Genomic DNA, 15770 nt, shown 5'->3' with positions numbered 1-15770 from the left:
TACACAAATTATTTTAAGATTAGCTTTTGTGTATGTTGATTTCCTTTTTGGTCTCGAATTACTATAAAATACAATCCACTGGTCATTTTTTGTTCTTGTGTATTTATAATTAACTTGTTTTGAACGCTGTTATTGGTATAAACCTTTTTACCTAGAACACTATAAATACTAATGTTCTCCCAATTAGATTTATCCACTTTTACCGTAAATGAATGACTCGCTGGATTGGGAAATACATCTATTTTGAGTTTACTTTCATTTTGGATATCTGATACCGAAAGACTGTTTAGTTTTAATTCAAAGGAGTCTAAGTCAAAACCATAATTAAATAAACTAAATCTTAATACATGCTCTCCCGCTTCCAAATCAAAATCCCCAACAGATTCTATTAAATATGCACCAGAACCTGTATTGGTTAATATGACATCACTTAAAAAGGTCATATTTTCATCTGGAAAAGAAACCGTAAATTGTCTAAATGCTGGACTTCGTCTTGTTTGATGGGTTACTTCTAATTCATAATTTCCTGTTTGGGCAACGTCAATTGTATATTCTAACCACTCTAGATTTTTTATATCTCTCACAACTTGCCCATTACTACTAATATCTACCATTTCATCTGGTCTAAAGGATGAACTATTTTGATTTGCTTTATCCCAGTACGCAATATCGATTCCACCGTTATCATAATGTTCAAATTCTATTTTTCCAGGTACTGGATGTGGTTTATTATCCGATGTATAAGGCCATTGATTAGGTGTTACAATGGTTAATGATCTTTCTTCAAGATTACCTTGAACATCCTTGGCCTCAATTTTTAGTACATAACTAAGTTCTGTTAAGTTTGTTAATTCAGATATTGATGACCAAACAAATGGAGCAGCGGTTTTTTTACCAACATTGATATTATTAACATATAATGTCGCTTCAGTAAAATCTGAACCAACCAATGCCTCTACAGTCACATCTGAACCTTTCATAAATTCTTGATTATTCACTAAATCCTTAAAACCAAGAGTTCTGCTATCATCAACTGCCACTTCAATAATTTTTTGGCCTTTATCATTAGCTCCTACCTGTAATGAATGTTCGCCAAAAGAAAGGCTTTTTCCTTCGCCAATATATAAAGTAACAAAAGCCTTTTCCAAATCTTGCTCACGTCGAATAATTGCAAAATGTCCTGTAAATTCAACTCCTATACTTGGAAGACTCAATACTTTGGAAGCATCTTCTTGACAAATAACATAATCTTTAATAACCTTATCTCCAATCTGACTTTTTACTATGGCTCCTACAATAACTCCTCCTCTATACAAATGCTCTACGGATTTAACACTTGTGTTTGCAGATTTAGAAGGTTCGAAAATATGTACATACGGTTTATCCCAAGCTTCCCCTTGTTGTCTAATGGCTACAATTTGTGTTTTCTTGTTAATATAACCTCCTTTTGCCTCCCTAGTGGCTGGCCCAAGTGCTTTGGTATACTCTCTATTAACACCTGATGGTGCAAACATGTTCATATATGTATTAGTTTCCTCTAAATCAAATCGAACTTTTACAGCATCATTTGTAGCTTGTGTAACATTAGTGTTTTCAAAGAAACGCCACCCTGGTGATTTTTGTAAATCCCCTATATCATTTTGATACCTTGTTGTTGGAGAAACCGCTAATTCTGTTCCATCCATCGTCGTAATATTTGTTACATCTCCTATATTATGATATATGTAGTCATGAAAATTGTTCGTACCTAAAGATTTAGAACGGAACATATCAAAATAATAACCTGTAGTTTCACTTGTTCTAATAGTACTTAGTGTTCTTTTCTGTTGGTCATTATTTACAGTATCATCCAAAAATTGAGTTGCAAAACTAAAATTAGGATTAATAGGATCTTCTAAATGTTTTGGTTCTGCAGCTTCATTAACAGTTGTGTTCATCCATAAATAAGAATCTGAGTTCCAAGAACCAGGTTGAATACCATGTGTAGTACCATTTACAATCATAGTATTATTCCCTGCGTGTCTCCAAAAATAATTTGTATGCTCTGGTAATTTTCTTTCTGCAACTGTTTGTGGTAATCCAGCTCCAGGAGCCATAATATGGTTGGCTCCATACAATTCCATAGTTATTCCTGTAACATGAGAATGTACATAATGTGCCCCACCTATAATACCACAAAGTCCATAATCTTCATTATTCTGTTCTACATAATTGCGTTGTAGAGCTACACCTGCATGTTTAATAATTACTGTTGGCTTTTGAAAATCTATTTCGCCATCAATAGTATTTGGTATGTCTGCAGCCCAAAACAATTGTTCAAAAGCATCTACGTTTTCATAAGTACTTATTCCGATGTTTGGAGTGTAACCGCCAACAGCATCATAACCCTGTCTTAATGCTATTTCTGCTTTTTTCACATAATCAGTTAATCCCTTTCTAGATGCCAAATTATGCGTATATCTATAAATTTTTCTTGTTTGATCACTGTATCTCTTAGAATCGCCAAAACGCACAAAACTTCTATTAGGGTGCCTTAAATTATCAAATAGAAAGTTTCCATCTAATATATTCGTGTAATTATCCATTACATTTAATTCTGGTTTAAGACGATCCACTATATTAAGTACCATAGTTACATTGGGCATAAAACTATAGCTCACAGGCTCAGGCCAAATACCTTGTTCTCCAAATATGGGTAAGATGGTTCTGGTAAAAGAGTTTTGTCGCCTCGTTCCAATGTTCCAGAAAACATTAAACATTCTTTCCCTTTCTGCATCATCTTCTACACAAAGTATAGTAAATAAAGAACCTGGAGCTGTTAAAATAGGATGGTTACTTACTGTTCTTCCATATCTATTATCTACACCCGTAAATTCTCCTAATGCGTTCATTGCTATATTGTGCACTGCTTCTTGCGCCTTAACATTATCGAAAGGAATTTTATTTCCTGAAGATTTTTGATACACCCTAGTTTCAGGTTCTTTTAAATAGTTTACCATAAAATCATAAGCGATAGCAAATTGTAAATACCCAGTACGAGGGTCTGCAAAATAATTGCCGCTCATTGCAGTCTTATCTGGCGTTCTAGGAGCAAGTTCTTCTATATAATACCACAAAACATCTGCAGCGAATTGCGCATACTTTTCTTCTCCAGAAATATAATACATCATCGCAGCATACGAAGCGTGTTGTAAAGTTGAGGAGTGTGCTGAAATAGCTGAACCAGCTTGCGCTTCTGATACATTATCATCTGTAGCTAATGCCGAAATAGTATTTAAAAAAGCTGCCGGATTGGTAACATGTGCATTTACTTTGGAATCTACATGCCCCTTTACTTGAGACACAATAGTACTTGCCCAAGTGTAATTGTTAATTTTTGACAAAACCTCCGATTTTTCTGCAGGTGTTGTCCAAATGACAGGGTGCTGTAAAGATTGTGCTGACAAAAACACCACCTTTAAAAGGAATAATCCTAATATTATTTTTTTCATTTTTTTAGTCTTAATTAGTTATTTAACTTTAGTTTTCTTATTTCTGATATATTGATCTTTACGGGCCCCAACAATCCAGAGCTTAATAATTCGTCCTCCTTATCCCAATGTTTCCAAGCTGGGAATGTGGTTCTTTCACTCGGACGATTGGTATTATTTAGCAACCAATCTGGTACGCTTTTTATTTTAGGACCTTTACGTTCAAAATCCAACGGTAACTTTTCATCACCAATTAATCGGTTTGGCCATAGGTTGGTAACCTTAACTTCAAGTGTGTTTTTACCAGATTTCACGTAATTAGTGATATCCAATCTAAAAGGTGCTTTCCAAAGTGTCCTTACTGGTTTTCCATTTATAATCACTTCTGCGATTACAGCAACGCTTCCTAAATCGAGTTCTAATTTGTGACCAGACTTCAATAGTTTTTTGGATAGCTGAAAGGTTTTATGATAACTCGCTGTTCCTGAAAAATGTTGAATACCTTCATTTTCAACAGCTGACCACGATTTAAATTTATCAAACCTTACTTTATTTTGTGCAACTAAATCTTTCGGAAATTCAATATCCCAAGTTCCCGCAAGCATGATAGGTTGCGGTACTGATTTGACTATTTTAGTCATCACTTTTCCAGATGCATTTTTATAAGTAAGCTCTCCAGGATATGGGGTTATCCACTGTGCTTCACCATCGTTTAAAACAATTTCTGGTTTGCTCCTATCTTTTGAAAGATTTAATGGTCTCCCTTTGGGAACAAAAAGTGTTTGCACTACACCATTGGTGGTAAATGTTATTTTTATCGTAGTGTTATCACCTTCAGGAGTCTTTCCTCCTATCAATTGATTGTTTACAGGAATTACCAAATTACCTAATGCTATTTCTTGCTTGATTTTTTTGGTAACATCATGAACTGGATAATGTTTGGGTACTCCTTTGGTTTCTGGTTTAAATTTTCCGAAAACCGCTTTTAACACGGTTAACTTTTTGTCGCCCGCATTAATATTTACAAACTCTTTTTCTTGTGCAGATATCGTTTTAATGTCTTCACCAATTTGGTATTCCATTCTAAACTCCTTTATATACCCCATGGCTGGATCGCAATCGCAAAAATGTCGACTGGCTTGAATATGCAATTGATTATCTTTTACCTCGGCTGCAACTTTATCTGTAATATCTACCAAACCTTCTTGAAGAAACGTGCCATACTCTGCTTTAATAATATTTAAATTTGAAAGTAGTTCTGGGTTTGGGTTTTCTACGGTAATCTGAGCTGAAACCAACTGCGTTTGTTCTTTTGAAGCCTTTTTAAAAACTACAAACACGGCCTCTTCCATACCCAATTGCAGTGGTAAACTCGTGGTGCCATCTGCATGATTTTGCCAAACAGCAGGCTTTTTAATGGTGCCGGATTCTGCCTGCCATATTTCAGGTTGCTTATCGGATACTCTAAAACGGACTTTAATTTCCCGACTTTCCTTTCGGGCATTGGCGATGAAATAAATATCGGCTTCATCTGTTTTTCGGTGGATAAAACTGATATCGGAGGCGTCATCACTTTCAATCTTAAAATCAGCCAATATATTATTACCCTTTAAGAAATCGACTATCGTCATGTCCATAACCAAACCCTTCCCCCAAAGAAAATCACTCCGTCTTTTTACCTCCGCATCACAAGTTGAAAAATGCTCTAAACTTGGCGATTTTTTGGGTTTACTGCCAATTACTTTGGCACCATCTTTTACTAAATCTTCAATTTTATGAAGCGTTTCTGGTTTGATCCAATCTGATTCTGGTAACATTAACACTTGGTATTGTCCACCCACAGGGGTGCAAATTTTTCCGTTTTTAACAAATAAATCTGACAATTTATTCGACCCAATTAAATCGTAATCATATCCTAAATGCTTTATTTCTGGTAATAAAAAAGCTGTATTTGGTGAAGATTCCCCTGTAAACACAAGCACATCGGCAACATTTTTACCTTGTTGAAGCATGAACTGCGAACGAGCGATGTAATCCATAAATGCTTTACCTTGACGCCACCAGGTATTGAGGCGATTAAAATCGGTACCGTGATAACTTAAAGCTAAACCTGGAGCCACATCCCAAGGTTGGTGTACATAGGTGTGAAAAATAAATCGGGTAATACCTTCGGCCCATGCTCTATCACCAATAGATTTGAGTTGCGCAGGATGCTCGTCCCAGCCGCCAATACCCGTAAAGGATTCGGCGCCTACAATAGAACTTCCGTTTAAATGTGCAATGGAAGACACAAATTTAGGCGAATCGAAAAACGGATAACCACCACTCCAAAACTCACACATGACAATATCGCCGGTGGCTCCCACTTGCATATTATCAAAAGGTCCCCAATAGGGTTCTACCGAAAATTTCAAGCCGTTTTTATGGCATAAATCCCGAAAATGAGCATAATAATTTTTTGCCATTAAATCCCCAATGGTTCTACGGAAATCCCAAAGAAAACGCTCGGTAACTTCGCCACTTTCCACATAATAGCCTGCTAAAGTTGGTAAATAAGAGACCAAACTGTAGCCTCTTAATGTTTCAAATTCAGCATCAAATTCAGCAGTCCAATTAGCGGTTCCAACCTCATAACTATCTATTAAACAATTATTAACTGTTGTACCTACTAAATCGCCCAACTTATTGAGAATTGGTTGAATGCCTCCTTCCCAATACACATCTACCGCCTTTGTACTCATTTTATCAACCTCCAATCCATGGCCGCCCTTTGGTGCAGGATGATTTTTTTTACCTGTAGGCGTATGTCCTAATCTTAGAATCACCCATTCGCCTTTAGGGGCTTTCCATTCTAAAATACCTGCTTCATTGAGATGTGCTGTGAGGTCAATAATGTCTTGTTTTTGAATGACAGCTTCAGAAGGTATATATTTTGTATCTGGCAACAAATGATTGCGAATTCGTCCCGATAAACTTTTAAAATCTAAATCGTCAATTTTTACTGTTTGCTTAGGTTTAGGAAAGGCCAGAACAGCAATATCTTTATAAAAATTTAATTTGGTTTCAGGTTGTGGTAACTGCTTTTTAATGGCTTTACCGCCTTCAACTATAATTTCGCTAAATACCACGGTTTGCATGGCATATTCCGGACTTATCCATGGCCCACCAGAAGAGGACCAGCCGGCGGTGTTATGAAAAGTGAGTTCTAAATCTAATCGTTTTGCTTCAAGAGCCGAAAAATGAAATAAATCCAACCAGTCTTCACTTAAATAATCTACAGGACCAGCAGGAAAACCTAAATCTACATTAAACAATTGGGCTTCTTGAATCCCTACTGCTTTCATAGCCTCCAAATCTTTGATAATTCCAGATTTTGATACGTTACCGCTAATCCAATGCCACCATGTACGGGCTTTGGCTTGGTTTGGCGGATTTTTAAAGCCACCCTTTAAAGCTTCGTCCATAGCTTCTTGAGATTGACAAACCCCAAAAACTAGTAATAATATGATTAATGAAACTAACTTTTGCATGATCTAAAATCCAAGTTTATTTTTTATTTAAGGTATTAAGTGCTTTATCAAAAGTGTTATCATTAAACACTTCTTTAGCCAACTTCAAATCCGATAACAGTTTCGATTCGGAATGTTTTTTATCTGTAATTTGTTGATACTCCCAATCCTTTTCAGCAGTTAAATATGGTAGTAAATATTGGTAGCCTACTTTTATACTCCTTCCATCTTCAGAAACTGTATCCCAAAGATTCACCCCCACTTGCTCCCCCATTATGGCCAATTCTAAAAACCCATGTAAATTCATTACCGAATAGGAAAATGATTTAGTTCGTGCTAATTCTAATGGCTGACTCCCATCAGGTTCTATTTGGCTAAATATGCGATCTTTTGTTATTGTGGAGAGGTACTTTTTAACTGCTTCTTTTTTATTTAGATACAGTAGAATATTTAACAATTGTACATCATAGTGTGTTCCGTGGTTATTTGTTCTAGTAGATTCTTGTTTCCCTAATTTACTATGTATTAACCAATCGCTATATTCCTTAAACCATTTAAGCATACCGCTCTCGGTTTTTTTATCCAATGTGTTTCTATCTTTAGCGAGTTCTAAAAATTCGATTACTTCTGTAATCCCGCTAAACTCAATGATACCAAAACACCTTCCTTCTGACTCTCCCGGAACATACTGTCCATAATTAACATTAGGATTCATTTTAGTAGTTTCATCTAAAAACCAAGTATTTATCAACTCCAAACACTTATTGGCGTATTTCTCTTCCTTGGTTAAGTAGTATGCCCTGTGCAGTGTTTTAACAGCAGAAATAAAGTTATCTAGTGTAGAAAAATCTGTGTAATTGTTTCGAGATTCCGGATTTACTTTTCCATCTTTTCTAATATATGGCAAGCCATTTTCGGTTTCAGGATTTGGCCACCAATACGGACCAATACTCATATAGTCATGTTTATTACCACTTGGAGGCACTCCAACTTTATGCACTACAGAATATACTTTAGTCGTTAATAAGTTTTTTGCTTTATTTATTAATTCATTAGACCTATCATTTAGATTTTGACTGAATGTACTTCCCCAAAAAAAGAAACATAATCCCAAAAAAAACAATACTTGTTTATTTCTCATGTTTTTTTATTTCTATTTATTGTCTCTATTTCTACTAAATTTTAATAACAAAGCATTAACTAATAATAAGCCACTTATTATATATACTATAATCATCTTTTAAAGTATTAATCAATAAACAACTCGTCTATATAAGGCCCACTCTCACCTGTGGTTTCTAATTTGATATTATTAGCTCCAGATTGCAGTACAATAATGGTAGGCACAAACTTCCATTCTTTTTCCCAACCTCCTGTTGGTTTAAATTCAATGGTTCTTACATATTCATCATTTACATACAGCTTCATTGGGTGTAACTTCCCCTCGTTGTTATGCATATACCTAAAGCGTATACTATAATCGCCAGGTTCACCATCGTTTTCTTGATACCAAGTGATAGAGCCTTCGCCACCTTTAAAATCGACAAAACCAGAACCTTTAAATCGATGCACTTCTCTACTCGGTTTGGCGGCTCCTGTTAAAATACCTTCTTCGGCAGAAATATTTACACCTCTACCAATCCACATATCGGCAGAATGTTCATCGCCCCAAAACAGACCTTCATTTTTACCGAAAGTTTCTTCCATAGATAAAACCGTTTTACCATTTTGTTTTACAATGGCTTTCACTGTCGTGCCATCTTCAACCTTAAAAGGATCTTTATAAAGCTTGCCATGCGTTTCCGGATTTTCGCCATCGGTGGTGTAACGGATTTCTAAATCTGAAGTTTTCGATTTTCCAAAAAGTTGAATTTGCTGCGCATCAATTGTAATTAAATCAGAGGTATATAATGCCTTATCACCTAAGATTAATGCGGTTACCACCGAGGCCTGTTTAGCCTTAGGCAAGGCTCTTAAAAACAGTCTCGTTTTCCCAAAAAACAAGGCTCTAAAATCAGATTTAGTTCTGCTTGTAGGGTCTATTGGATTTCCATTTTCCATGGAAATTTTCTTGACATCACCCTGAATATGGTAAAACACTTTGTTTTCTCCGTAAGGGTATAAATGGCCATCAGTATCTAAACTTTCTGAAGTAACTATAAAACTGTCTGTAAAACTTGCTTCGGCGTCTAATTTTAGAATACTAGTTTTTAATTTTGATGGTTGCTGCGCCGTTGAAAATGACGTTCTATTAACTTCCTTTCCATCAATATATCCAACTGCTTCAAGCCTTCCCGCTTCGTATGGCACTAGCCACTCGCATTGCATTTCGTTCCAAACGGTTCCTGGTTTATCTTTTCCTAAAGATTTTCCGTTAAGAAACAATTCTACTTCATCTGTATTAGCGTAAACCCAAACCGGAATCACCGTACCATTTTTCATTCTTGGATGCGTCCAATGTGGCAACATATGAATCATTGGTTTTTCTGTCCATTGACTCTGGTAGAAATAATACAAGTCTTTTTTGAACCCTGCAACATCCAAAGCGCCTCCCATAAACAAGTTAAAAGGCAAGCCCCCGTGTACTAAACCAGCTTCTCCATAATAATCGAAACCTGTCCAGCGGAAATGCCCACTATGCCATGGTGTATCACGCATCACTTCCCAATATTTTCTTGCCGAAACGCGTACCGTAGCATTATCATAAGAAGAGTTAAAACGCTGTTTTCTATTTTTCCAATCTTTTGGATTAATGCCTTCGTAAAAGAAAATCTCCTTTTCGGTTAAATTAGGAAGCTCATAAGTCCCTGGTAATTCATTATCGCGCCACCAAGTTTGGGTTCTGTAATACCCTCTTGTTTGCCAAGTGTGTGGTGCTTCGGTAGAAATAAAAGGTTTTGTTAATTTGTTATTCTCTATAAAAGACTTTGTTTCAGACCCGCCATTAACACCCTGAATGTCCATATCTTCTGGATTTCCTGCCCCAGATGTAAACAATCGGGTTGAGTCTAGATTTTTACCAAATGCTACCATTTCTGGGGCTACATCGCTATGGGTTTCATTACCCAAACTCCACACAAAAATACTAGGATGGTTGCGGTCTCTAGTAATCCACTCTTTTACGTCGGCTTGCCACCATTCATCAAAGGCTTGTTTGCCATAATCTTCGGGTGCCTTTTTATGCCAGCCATCAAAAATTTCATCCATTACCAACAAGCCAATTTCATCACAAATATCGTAAAACATTGGCGGTGTAGGATTGTGCGACGGTCTAATAGCATTGATACCCATATCCTTTAAAGATTGTAATTTCCAGCGCAACATGGGCTTTGTCCAAGCCCCTCCAACTGGACCACCTTCCCAATGTTCGCAAACACCTTTAAATTTTATATTTTCATCATTCAACCAAAACCCGGTTTCGGTTTTCCATGCAACAGTTCTAAATCCGAAGGTGGTTGTTTTCTCATCAATAACCTTTTTACCATCCAGAATTTGCGTTATGGCTTTATAAAGATTTGGCGTTTCTGGACTCCAGAGTTTAGGTGTTTTTACTTTCAATTGAACACTTGGTTGTGCTGAGTCTAAATTTTCACTATATGTTGCTATTACTTTGCCGTTTGCAGTCAATAACTCCACTTTGTATTTTAAACCTTTAGTAGCGCCTTTAATTTCTGCGTCGATAGAAACAACGCCTTGTTGTTTTTCTATAGAAGGCGTTTTTATAAAAATGGTGTTAGGCTTAAAATGTGTTGGATTGACCTCAATCAGCTTTACAGGAGCATAAATACCACATGGGTGGTACCACCTTGCCGAAGGCTCTAAACTATTATCTACACGTACAGCAATCGTATTTTTTCCTGCTTTTAAATATTTTGAAATATCATATCTAAAACTGATATAGCCGTAAGGTCTTTTACCCAACCTGTTTCCATTTATCCAAATTTCGCTGTTCATATAAACGCCATCAAAATTGATATAGGTAGTTTTAGACAGACTCACTTTGTTAACCGAAAATGTTTTTCGATACCAACCAATTCCGCCATCATGGTACCCGCCACCTTGGCCTTGGTCGCCACCTTTTCGAACACCTTTTTCGAAAGACCAATCGTGTGGAACATTAAGCAACTTCCATGAGGAATCATCAACATTTTCCTTAGAAAAGTCAGGGCTATCTTTTAATATAAAATGCCAATTATTATTGAAATTGGTTTCTATACGTTGTGCCTCTGTTTTATATATTATTAAACACAGTATAATTAACAAACAAACTACGCCTTTACTTCTCATTTTCTTTAAATTACTTTTTAAATTCCTTGACCATAACGGTATACATTCTACAGTTTTCTGGCGCATCACCATTGCTATTTCCAGCCATAATAATACTTTCACCCTCCTCGGCTACACGATGAAACACAGACATACTTGCCCCAACCACATTTACATTATCTCCTGTGTCCTCATAATCTCTCAATAAAAATTCTGGGCGTGGTACGGTATCGTCATGCAATACATAAATGTGCATTTTTTTACCAGCAATAAATTGTAACTGATCACGCGCCCAATAACGATTATCGGAATTAGGCGTTCTAACATATTCCGATTCATTCAAGTACCTAGGTAATACGGTATAATTATATTCTAAATCGGTATATGCTTTTTTACCCCAATGCATGTTAGTTCTTAACTTGGCCTTACCATCGCCGGTATAGCTGAATTTTTTAAACAATTCACTTCTATTCTTTACTCCCGGAACATATTCTGGCATTTCTGGCGTGTGCGTTGGTAAAGGCTCTTTGGCTAATACATTGGTATAAACTTGTGAAAGCGTTGTTGTTAATCCATTTTTAAAATCGATTGGTAAGCTTTTAAGCGTGATACTAGCATCCTTAAATCCAGGTTTTTTAGCAGTAATAGTTACCGTTCCAGACTCTAAAACAGAACGCACAGCCACACGATTAATACCCGCCTCAATATCTAAATATAGATTGTTGGTACTATTTGGTTTTCCGCTATTGTATCCACCGCGCCAGGTTGCTGGACCACTTATAGTAAAGTCTACACGTCCTTTTGCTAATGGGCATCGTCTGCCTTGGGCGTCTACAACTTCAACATCAATTAAAGCAACATCCGAACCATCTGCCAACCAACCTTCTGGTCCCGTAATAGATGTTAATTTTAAAGCCGCAGGTTCTCCTGTCGTTTCTTTTGTTTGAGTGGTTTTTAAGGCGTCATCTATAAAGCCTTCTGCTTTTATTTTACCAGATTCCCAAGCGACATTATCGAATTTAAAGACATAGCCATTTTCAGGATTTGAATTCGTGCCTACCAATTTATCATTCACATATAACTTAACCGAAGCACAGTTAGACATGACATACATTGTTTTTTTAGTGTCTACTTCATAATTCCAATGCCCTACAAGATGCACTTGCGGCTCTGGGCGCCACATAGCCTTTAAAGCGTAAAAAGCTTCTTTTGGTAACCGTACGGCATCCACTTCGCCACTAGCACGAGTGACTTCCGTAGGACAGCGGCCACCATGTGGACCATCTGAAAAAACCCAATTTGCACCTCCCGAATGGTAGGCTTTTTTACCCATTTTATTCCACCAATGGTCGGCTTGGCGCACCGCAAATTCTTCCGAACTTAATTTATAGGTATTTTTACTGATGTTAGGATGGTTATAAAAATTATCGTCTGGCGAATTTTTATCCCAAATACGTCTTGGAGATTCCTCACGATTATACTCACTTTCGATTAGCGGTAAATCTGGATATTCTCGTTCCCAACCCTCTGTACCAATTTCGATAGACACATAACCTTCTGAATCGTTTTTAACATCTGCACGACGGTTTCCCATCAAGCGTTTTCCTTTAGGGTCGAAGGTGTTAATAGCCTCTAGAATTTCTTTGTAATGGGCTTCAGATTCTGCCCAGTTTCCACCTTCCCAAATAAATATAGATGGGTGGTTACGGTAGTACACTATTAAATCTTTAAAAGCTTTATAGCGGATGTCCCAGGTTTCACCTTCATCTTCCGATTCGCCGCTCACACCTGGCATAAGGGTAACAAATCCGTATTTATCGCCCATATCTACTTCGGCGGGCGAAGCAGCACAATGTCCCCAACGAATAAAATTTCCGCCAGCTTCATCCATTAACTTAAAAGTAAAGTCGCGTAACCAATCTGGTAAAGCAGCTCCTAATCCAGCCCAAGTATTGGTTGGTTTTTGCCCCCAACCGTGTAACTTAATTTGTTCACCATTAATCCAAAAACCTGAATCTTTATTAAAATCAAAATTGCGAATACCTAAAGGCGACTCGTAAGTATCAATCACCTTATTACTTTCTTTAATAGCCGATACCACTTTGTACATATAAGGGTAACGCGTATACCAAAGTTGCGGATTTTGAATATTGGTTACCGATGTAACCTTCATTTTTTGTCCGCTTGGAATTGCCACATCTTTAACAGACTTGGCTACCACAGCACCATCATTATCGATAATCTGTGTTACCAATGTGATGTTCTTTTTTTTGGAGTACTCGTTTTGAATTTCGGTTTCAACAGTGATATCAGCACTTTTTTCGCTAATATTTTCGGCATAAACATAGGTTCCAACCGTTTCTAGATTATCGTAAAGCGGTAATGTAATATGAAGCGGATCCATGGTATGCAGAAAAACATTTCGGTAGATACCACCGTGGGTTGGATGCCAGTGTTCGTGATTCCATACTAACGGGAAATTTTCTCGAAAATGATCACCACGATCATTATTTACTTTTACAGCGATGATATTATCTTCTCCAAATTTAAGATGTGGGGTTAAGTCGAAACCAAAAGGAATAAACCCTGTTTGGTTTTGCCCCAAATGAACGCCATTGATGTATACATCGGCTATTTGACGCACCGATTCAAATTCAATGAATACCTTTTTACCATTGTCTTCTTTAGGTAATTTAAAATGCTTTCTATACCAAACCGTACCACGCCATTGGTTGTCTTCGCCATCATGATGACCGTGACTTAAATCGTCGAAAGTATCGATATCATTAAAGGTATGCGGGCAACTTATCGTTTCCCAAGTTGCATCATCATAATTTATATCTTGTGCTTGCTCTGGATTAGATTTTATAAATTTCCAATCGACATTGAAGTTGTATTTTGTTCGATTACTATTTGTAAGGGCTTCTGCAACCTGTTGGTTTTCTGCACAAGAACATAAAATAGCAATAAAACATAGTGTGATAAACTTTTTCATTTAGTAATAATAGTTTTAATTTTGGTTTTAATTTCTAGGTGTATCGTTTTGTAAAAAAGGACCTTGATTTCTAGGAAATTGGGTTTCTAATAAACCTTTCATCCGTACTTCTACCTTTTTATATTTCGAGTTTCCTGATAGATTTTTAAAGGATAACAGACTATTTTTATGCTCATATAATTCTGCCCCCAAAATGTCTTGCGTTTTAGCATCTCGCCATTCGGTATAGCGCCATTCGCCATCTGTAGCAGTGCATCCCATAATGTTTTTACCGCGAGCATAAACTGCAGTAGCCACTTGATCCCATGGTGTATTGGGACGGTCTATAACTTGCAAAATACTTTTACCGTCGGTTTTTGGACCTTCAAGACCACACAATTCAACTAAGGTTGGGAAGATATCGACATTCTCTACTAAAGCATCAGATGTTTTACCTGCTACTCTACCTTTATAACTAGTTTCTCTACTTACAATAAGCGGAACTCTAACATCTATTTCTTCATTAGAATGTTTACACCACGCACCATACTCTCCAATTTTATAACCATGATCACTCATAAAAATAACAGTGGTATTTTTTCTTAAATCTAAAGCTTCCAGCGCCTCCATAACTTTTCCAACTTGAGCATCGACATAGCTAATACTGGCGTGATAACCATGTATTAAATCTCTAGTTAGATTGTCATCTAAATATTCTACATCATTCGGAATACCATGATATCCTTTAAGTTCTCCCCAATTGGTAAGTGCCAAACGGTACATGTTTTCAGGCTTTTTACGTTCTGGAATTTCAAACTTATTTTTATCGTATAAATCCCAATACTTTTTAGGGGCATTAAAAGGCAAATGGGGTTTGCTAAACCCAACAAACATGATGAATTTATCATCCTTCAATTTCTGCAAAGATTCCACGGCGTATTTGGCTGCACGACCATCTTTATAAGCTTCATCGGCTACATCGGCATTTTCAAATGCAGGACCATTAGATTTTTTACCCTCCCTTTTAAATTGTTCTAAAAGCGCAATATTTTCTGGTTTATTATAGGTATTTGGTTCTTTTGAAAAATAGTTGGTCCATTGTTTTTTATCATCGGTTCCGTGGTGATACACCTTTCCTATACTTACCGTTTTATAACCGTTTTCTTTAAACAATTGTGGTACCGAAACTACATCTTTATGAACCGACCGCAGTGGCGTAAAAATGCTATAAATTCCCAATGTTTCTGGTCGTAAACCTGTTAAAGTACTCATTCGAGAAGGCGCACAAATAGCTTGTTGCACATAAGCTTTATTAAACTGAACCCCCTCACTAGCCAACTTATCGATATTTGGAGTCATGGCGGTTTTACTACCATAACAACCTAACTCTGCTCTTAAGTCGTCTACATAAAACACCAGTACATTAGGCTGTGATTGCTGTGCTATAATCTTACTAGAACAGAAGGCTAGCAATATCATTATAAAAATTTTATGTTTTACATTCATATTAGTCATTTAGAAATAAATTTGTTTTGCTAAACATGTTGTTTT

General features: G+C 36.7%; 6 protein-coding genes. All 6 read right to left on the bottom strand.

Annotation, left to right across the window (positions count from 1 at the left end):
- Positions 1–8: 8 nt before the first annotated feature.
- The 6 genes from C1A40_RS13070 to C1A40_RS13045 all read right to left on the bottom strand — a co-directional run bounded on the left by C1A40_RS13070 (position 9) and on the right by C1A40_RS13045 (position 15698).
- On the bottom strand, positions 9–3491 hold the full coding sequence (locus tag C1A40_RS13070) for an endo-acting ulvan lysase-like protein (RefSeq protein ID WP_102996275.1): 3483 nt from the start codon (positions 3489–3491) through the stop codon (positions 9–11).
- Between the two features lie 14 nt (positions 3492–3505).
- Complete coding sequence (locus tag C1A40_RS13065; protein ID WP_199287708.1) at positions 3506–7000, bottom strand: glycosyl hydrolase; 3495 nt, start codon at positions 6998–7000, stop codon at positions 3506–3508.
- A 16-nt stretch (positions 7001–7016) separates the two neighbouring features.
- Complete coding sequence (locus C1A40_RS13060; RefSeq protein ID WP_102996274.1) at positions 7017–8120, bottom strand: alginate lyase family protein; 1104 nt, start codon at positions 8118–8120, stop codon at positions 7017–7019.
- Positions 8121–8227: 107 nt separating this feature from the next.
- Positions 8228–11266, bottom strand: a complete 3039-nt coding sequence (locus tag C1A40_RS13055) for a glycoside hydrolase family 2 TIM barrel-domain containing protein (protein WP_102996273.1) — start codon at positions 11264–11266, stop codon at positions 8228–8230.
- Between the two features lie 10 nt (positions 11267–11276).
- Complete coding sequence (locus C1A40_RS13050; protein ID WP_102996272.1) at positions 11277–14240, bottom strand: glycoside hydrolase family 2 protein; 2964 nt, start codon at positions 14238–14240, stop codon at positions 11277–11279.
- Positions 14241–14267: 27 nt separating this feature from the next.
- On the bottom strand, positions 14268–15698 hold the full coding sequence (locus C1A40_RS13045; RefSeq protein WP_241910418.1) for a sulfatase: 1431 nt from the start codon (positions 15696–15698) through the stop codon (positions 14268–14270).
- Between the last annotated feature and the right edge of the window lie 72 nt (positions 15699–15770).

It is taken from the genome of Tamlana carrageenivorans (genome assembly GCF_002893765.1).
Classification (GTDB): Bacteria; Bacteroidota; Bacteroidia; order Flavobacteriales; family Flavobacteriaceae; genus Pseudotamlana; species Pseudotamlana carrageenivorans.
The sequence above is the reverse complement of the archived record's forward strand: the minus strand, read 5'-3'. Positions and strand labels throughout refer to the sequence as shown.

Excerpts from the sequence above, each read along its gene's own strand:
- C1A40_RS13070 (WP_102996275.1), bottom strand. The coding sequence starts at position 3,491 with ATGAAAAAAATAATATTAGGATTATTCCTTTTAAAGGTGGTGTTTTTG.
- C1A40_RS13065 (WP_199287708.1), bottom strand. The coding sequence starts at position 7,000 with ATGCAAAAGTTAGTTTCATTAATCATATTATTACTAGTTTTTGGGGTT.
- C1A40_RS13060 (WP_102996274.1), bottom strand. The coding sequence starts at position 8,120 with ATGAGAAATAAACAAGTATTGTTTTTTTTGGGATTATGTTTCTTTTTT.
- C1A40_RS13055 (WP_102996273.1), bottom strand. The coding sequence starts at position 11,266 with ATGAGAAGTAAAGGCGTAGTTTGTTTGTTAATTATACTGTGTTTAATA.
- C1A40_RS13050 (WP_102996272.1), bottom strand. The coding sequence starts at position 14,240 with ATGAAAAAGTTTATCACACTATGTTTTATTGCTATTTTATGTTCTTGT.
- C1A40_RS13045 (WP_241910418.1), bottom strand. The coding sequence starts at position 15,698 with ATGATATTGCTAGCCTTCTGTTCTAGTAAGATTATAGCACAGCAATCA.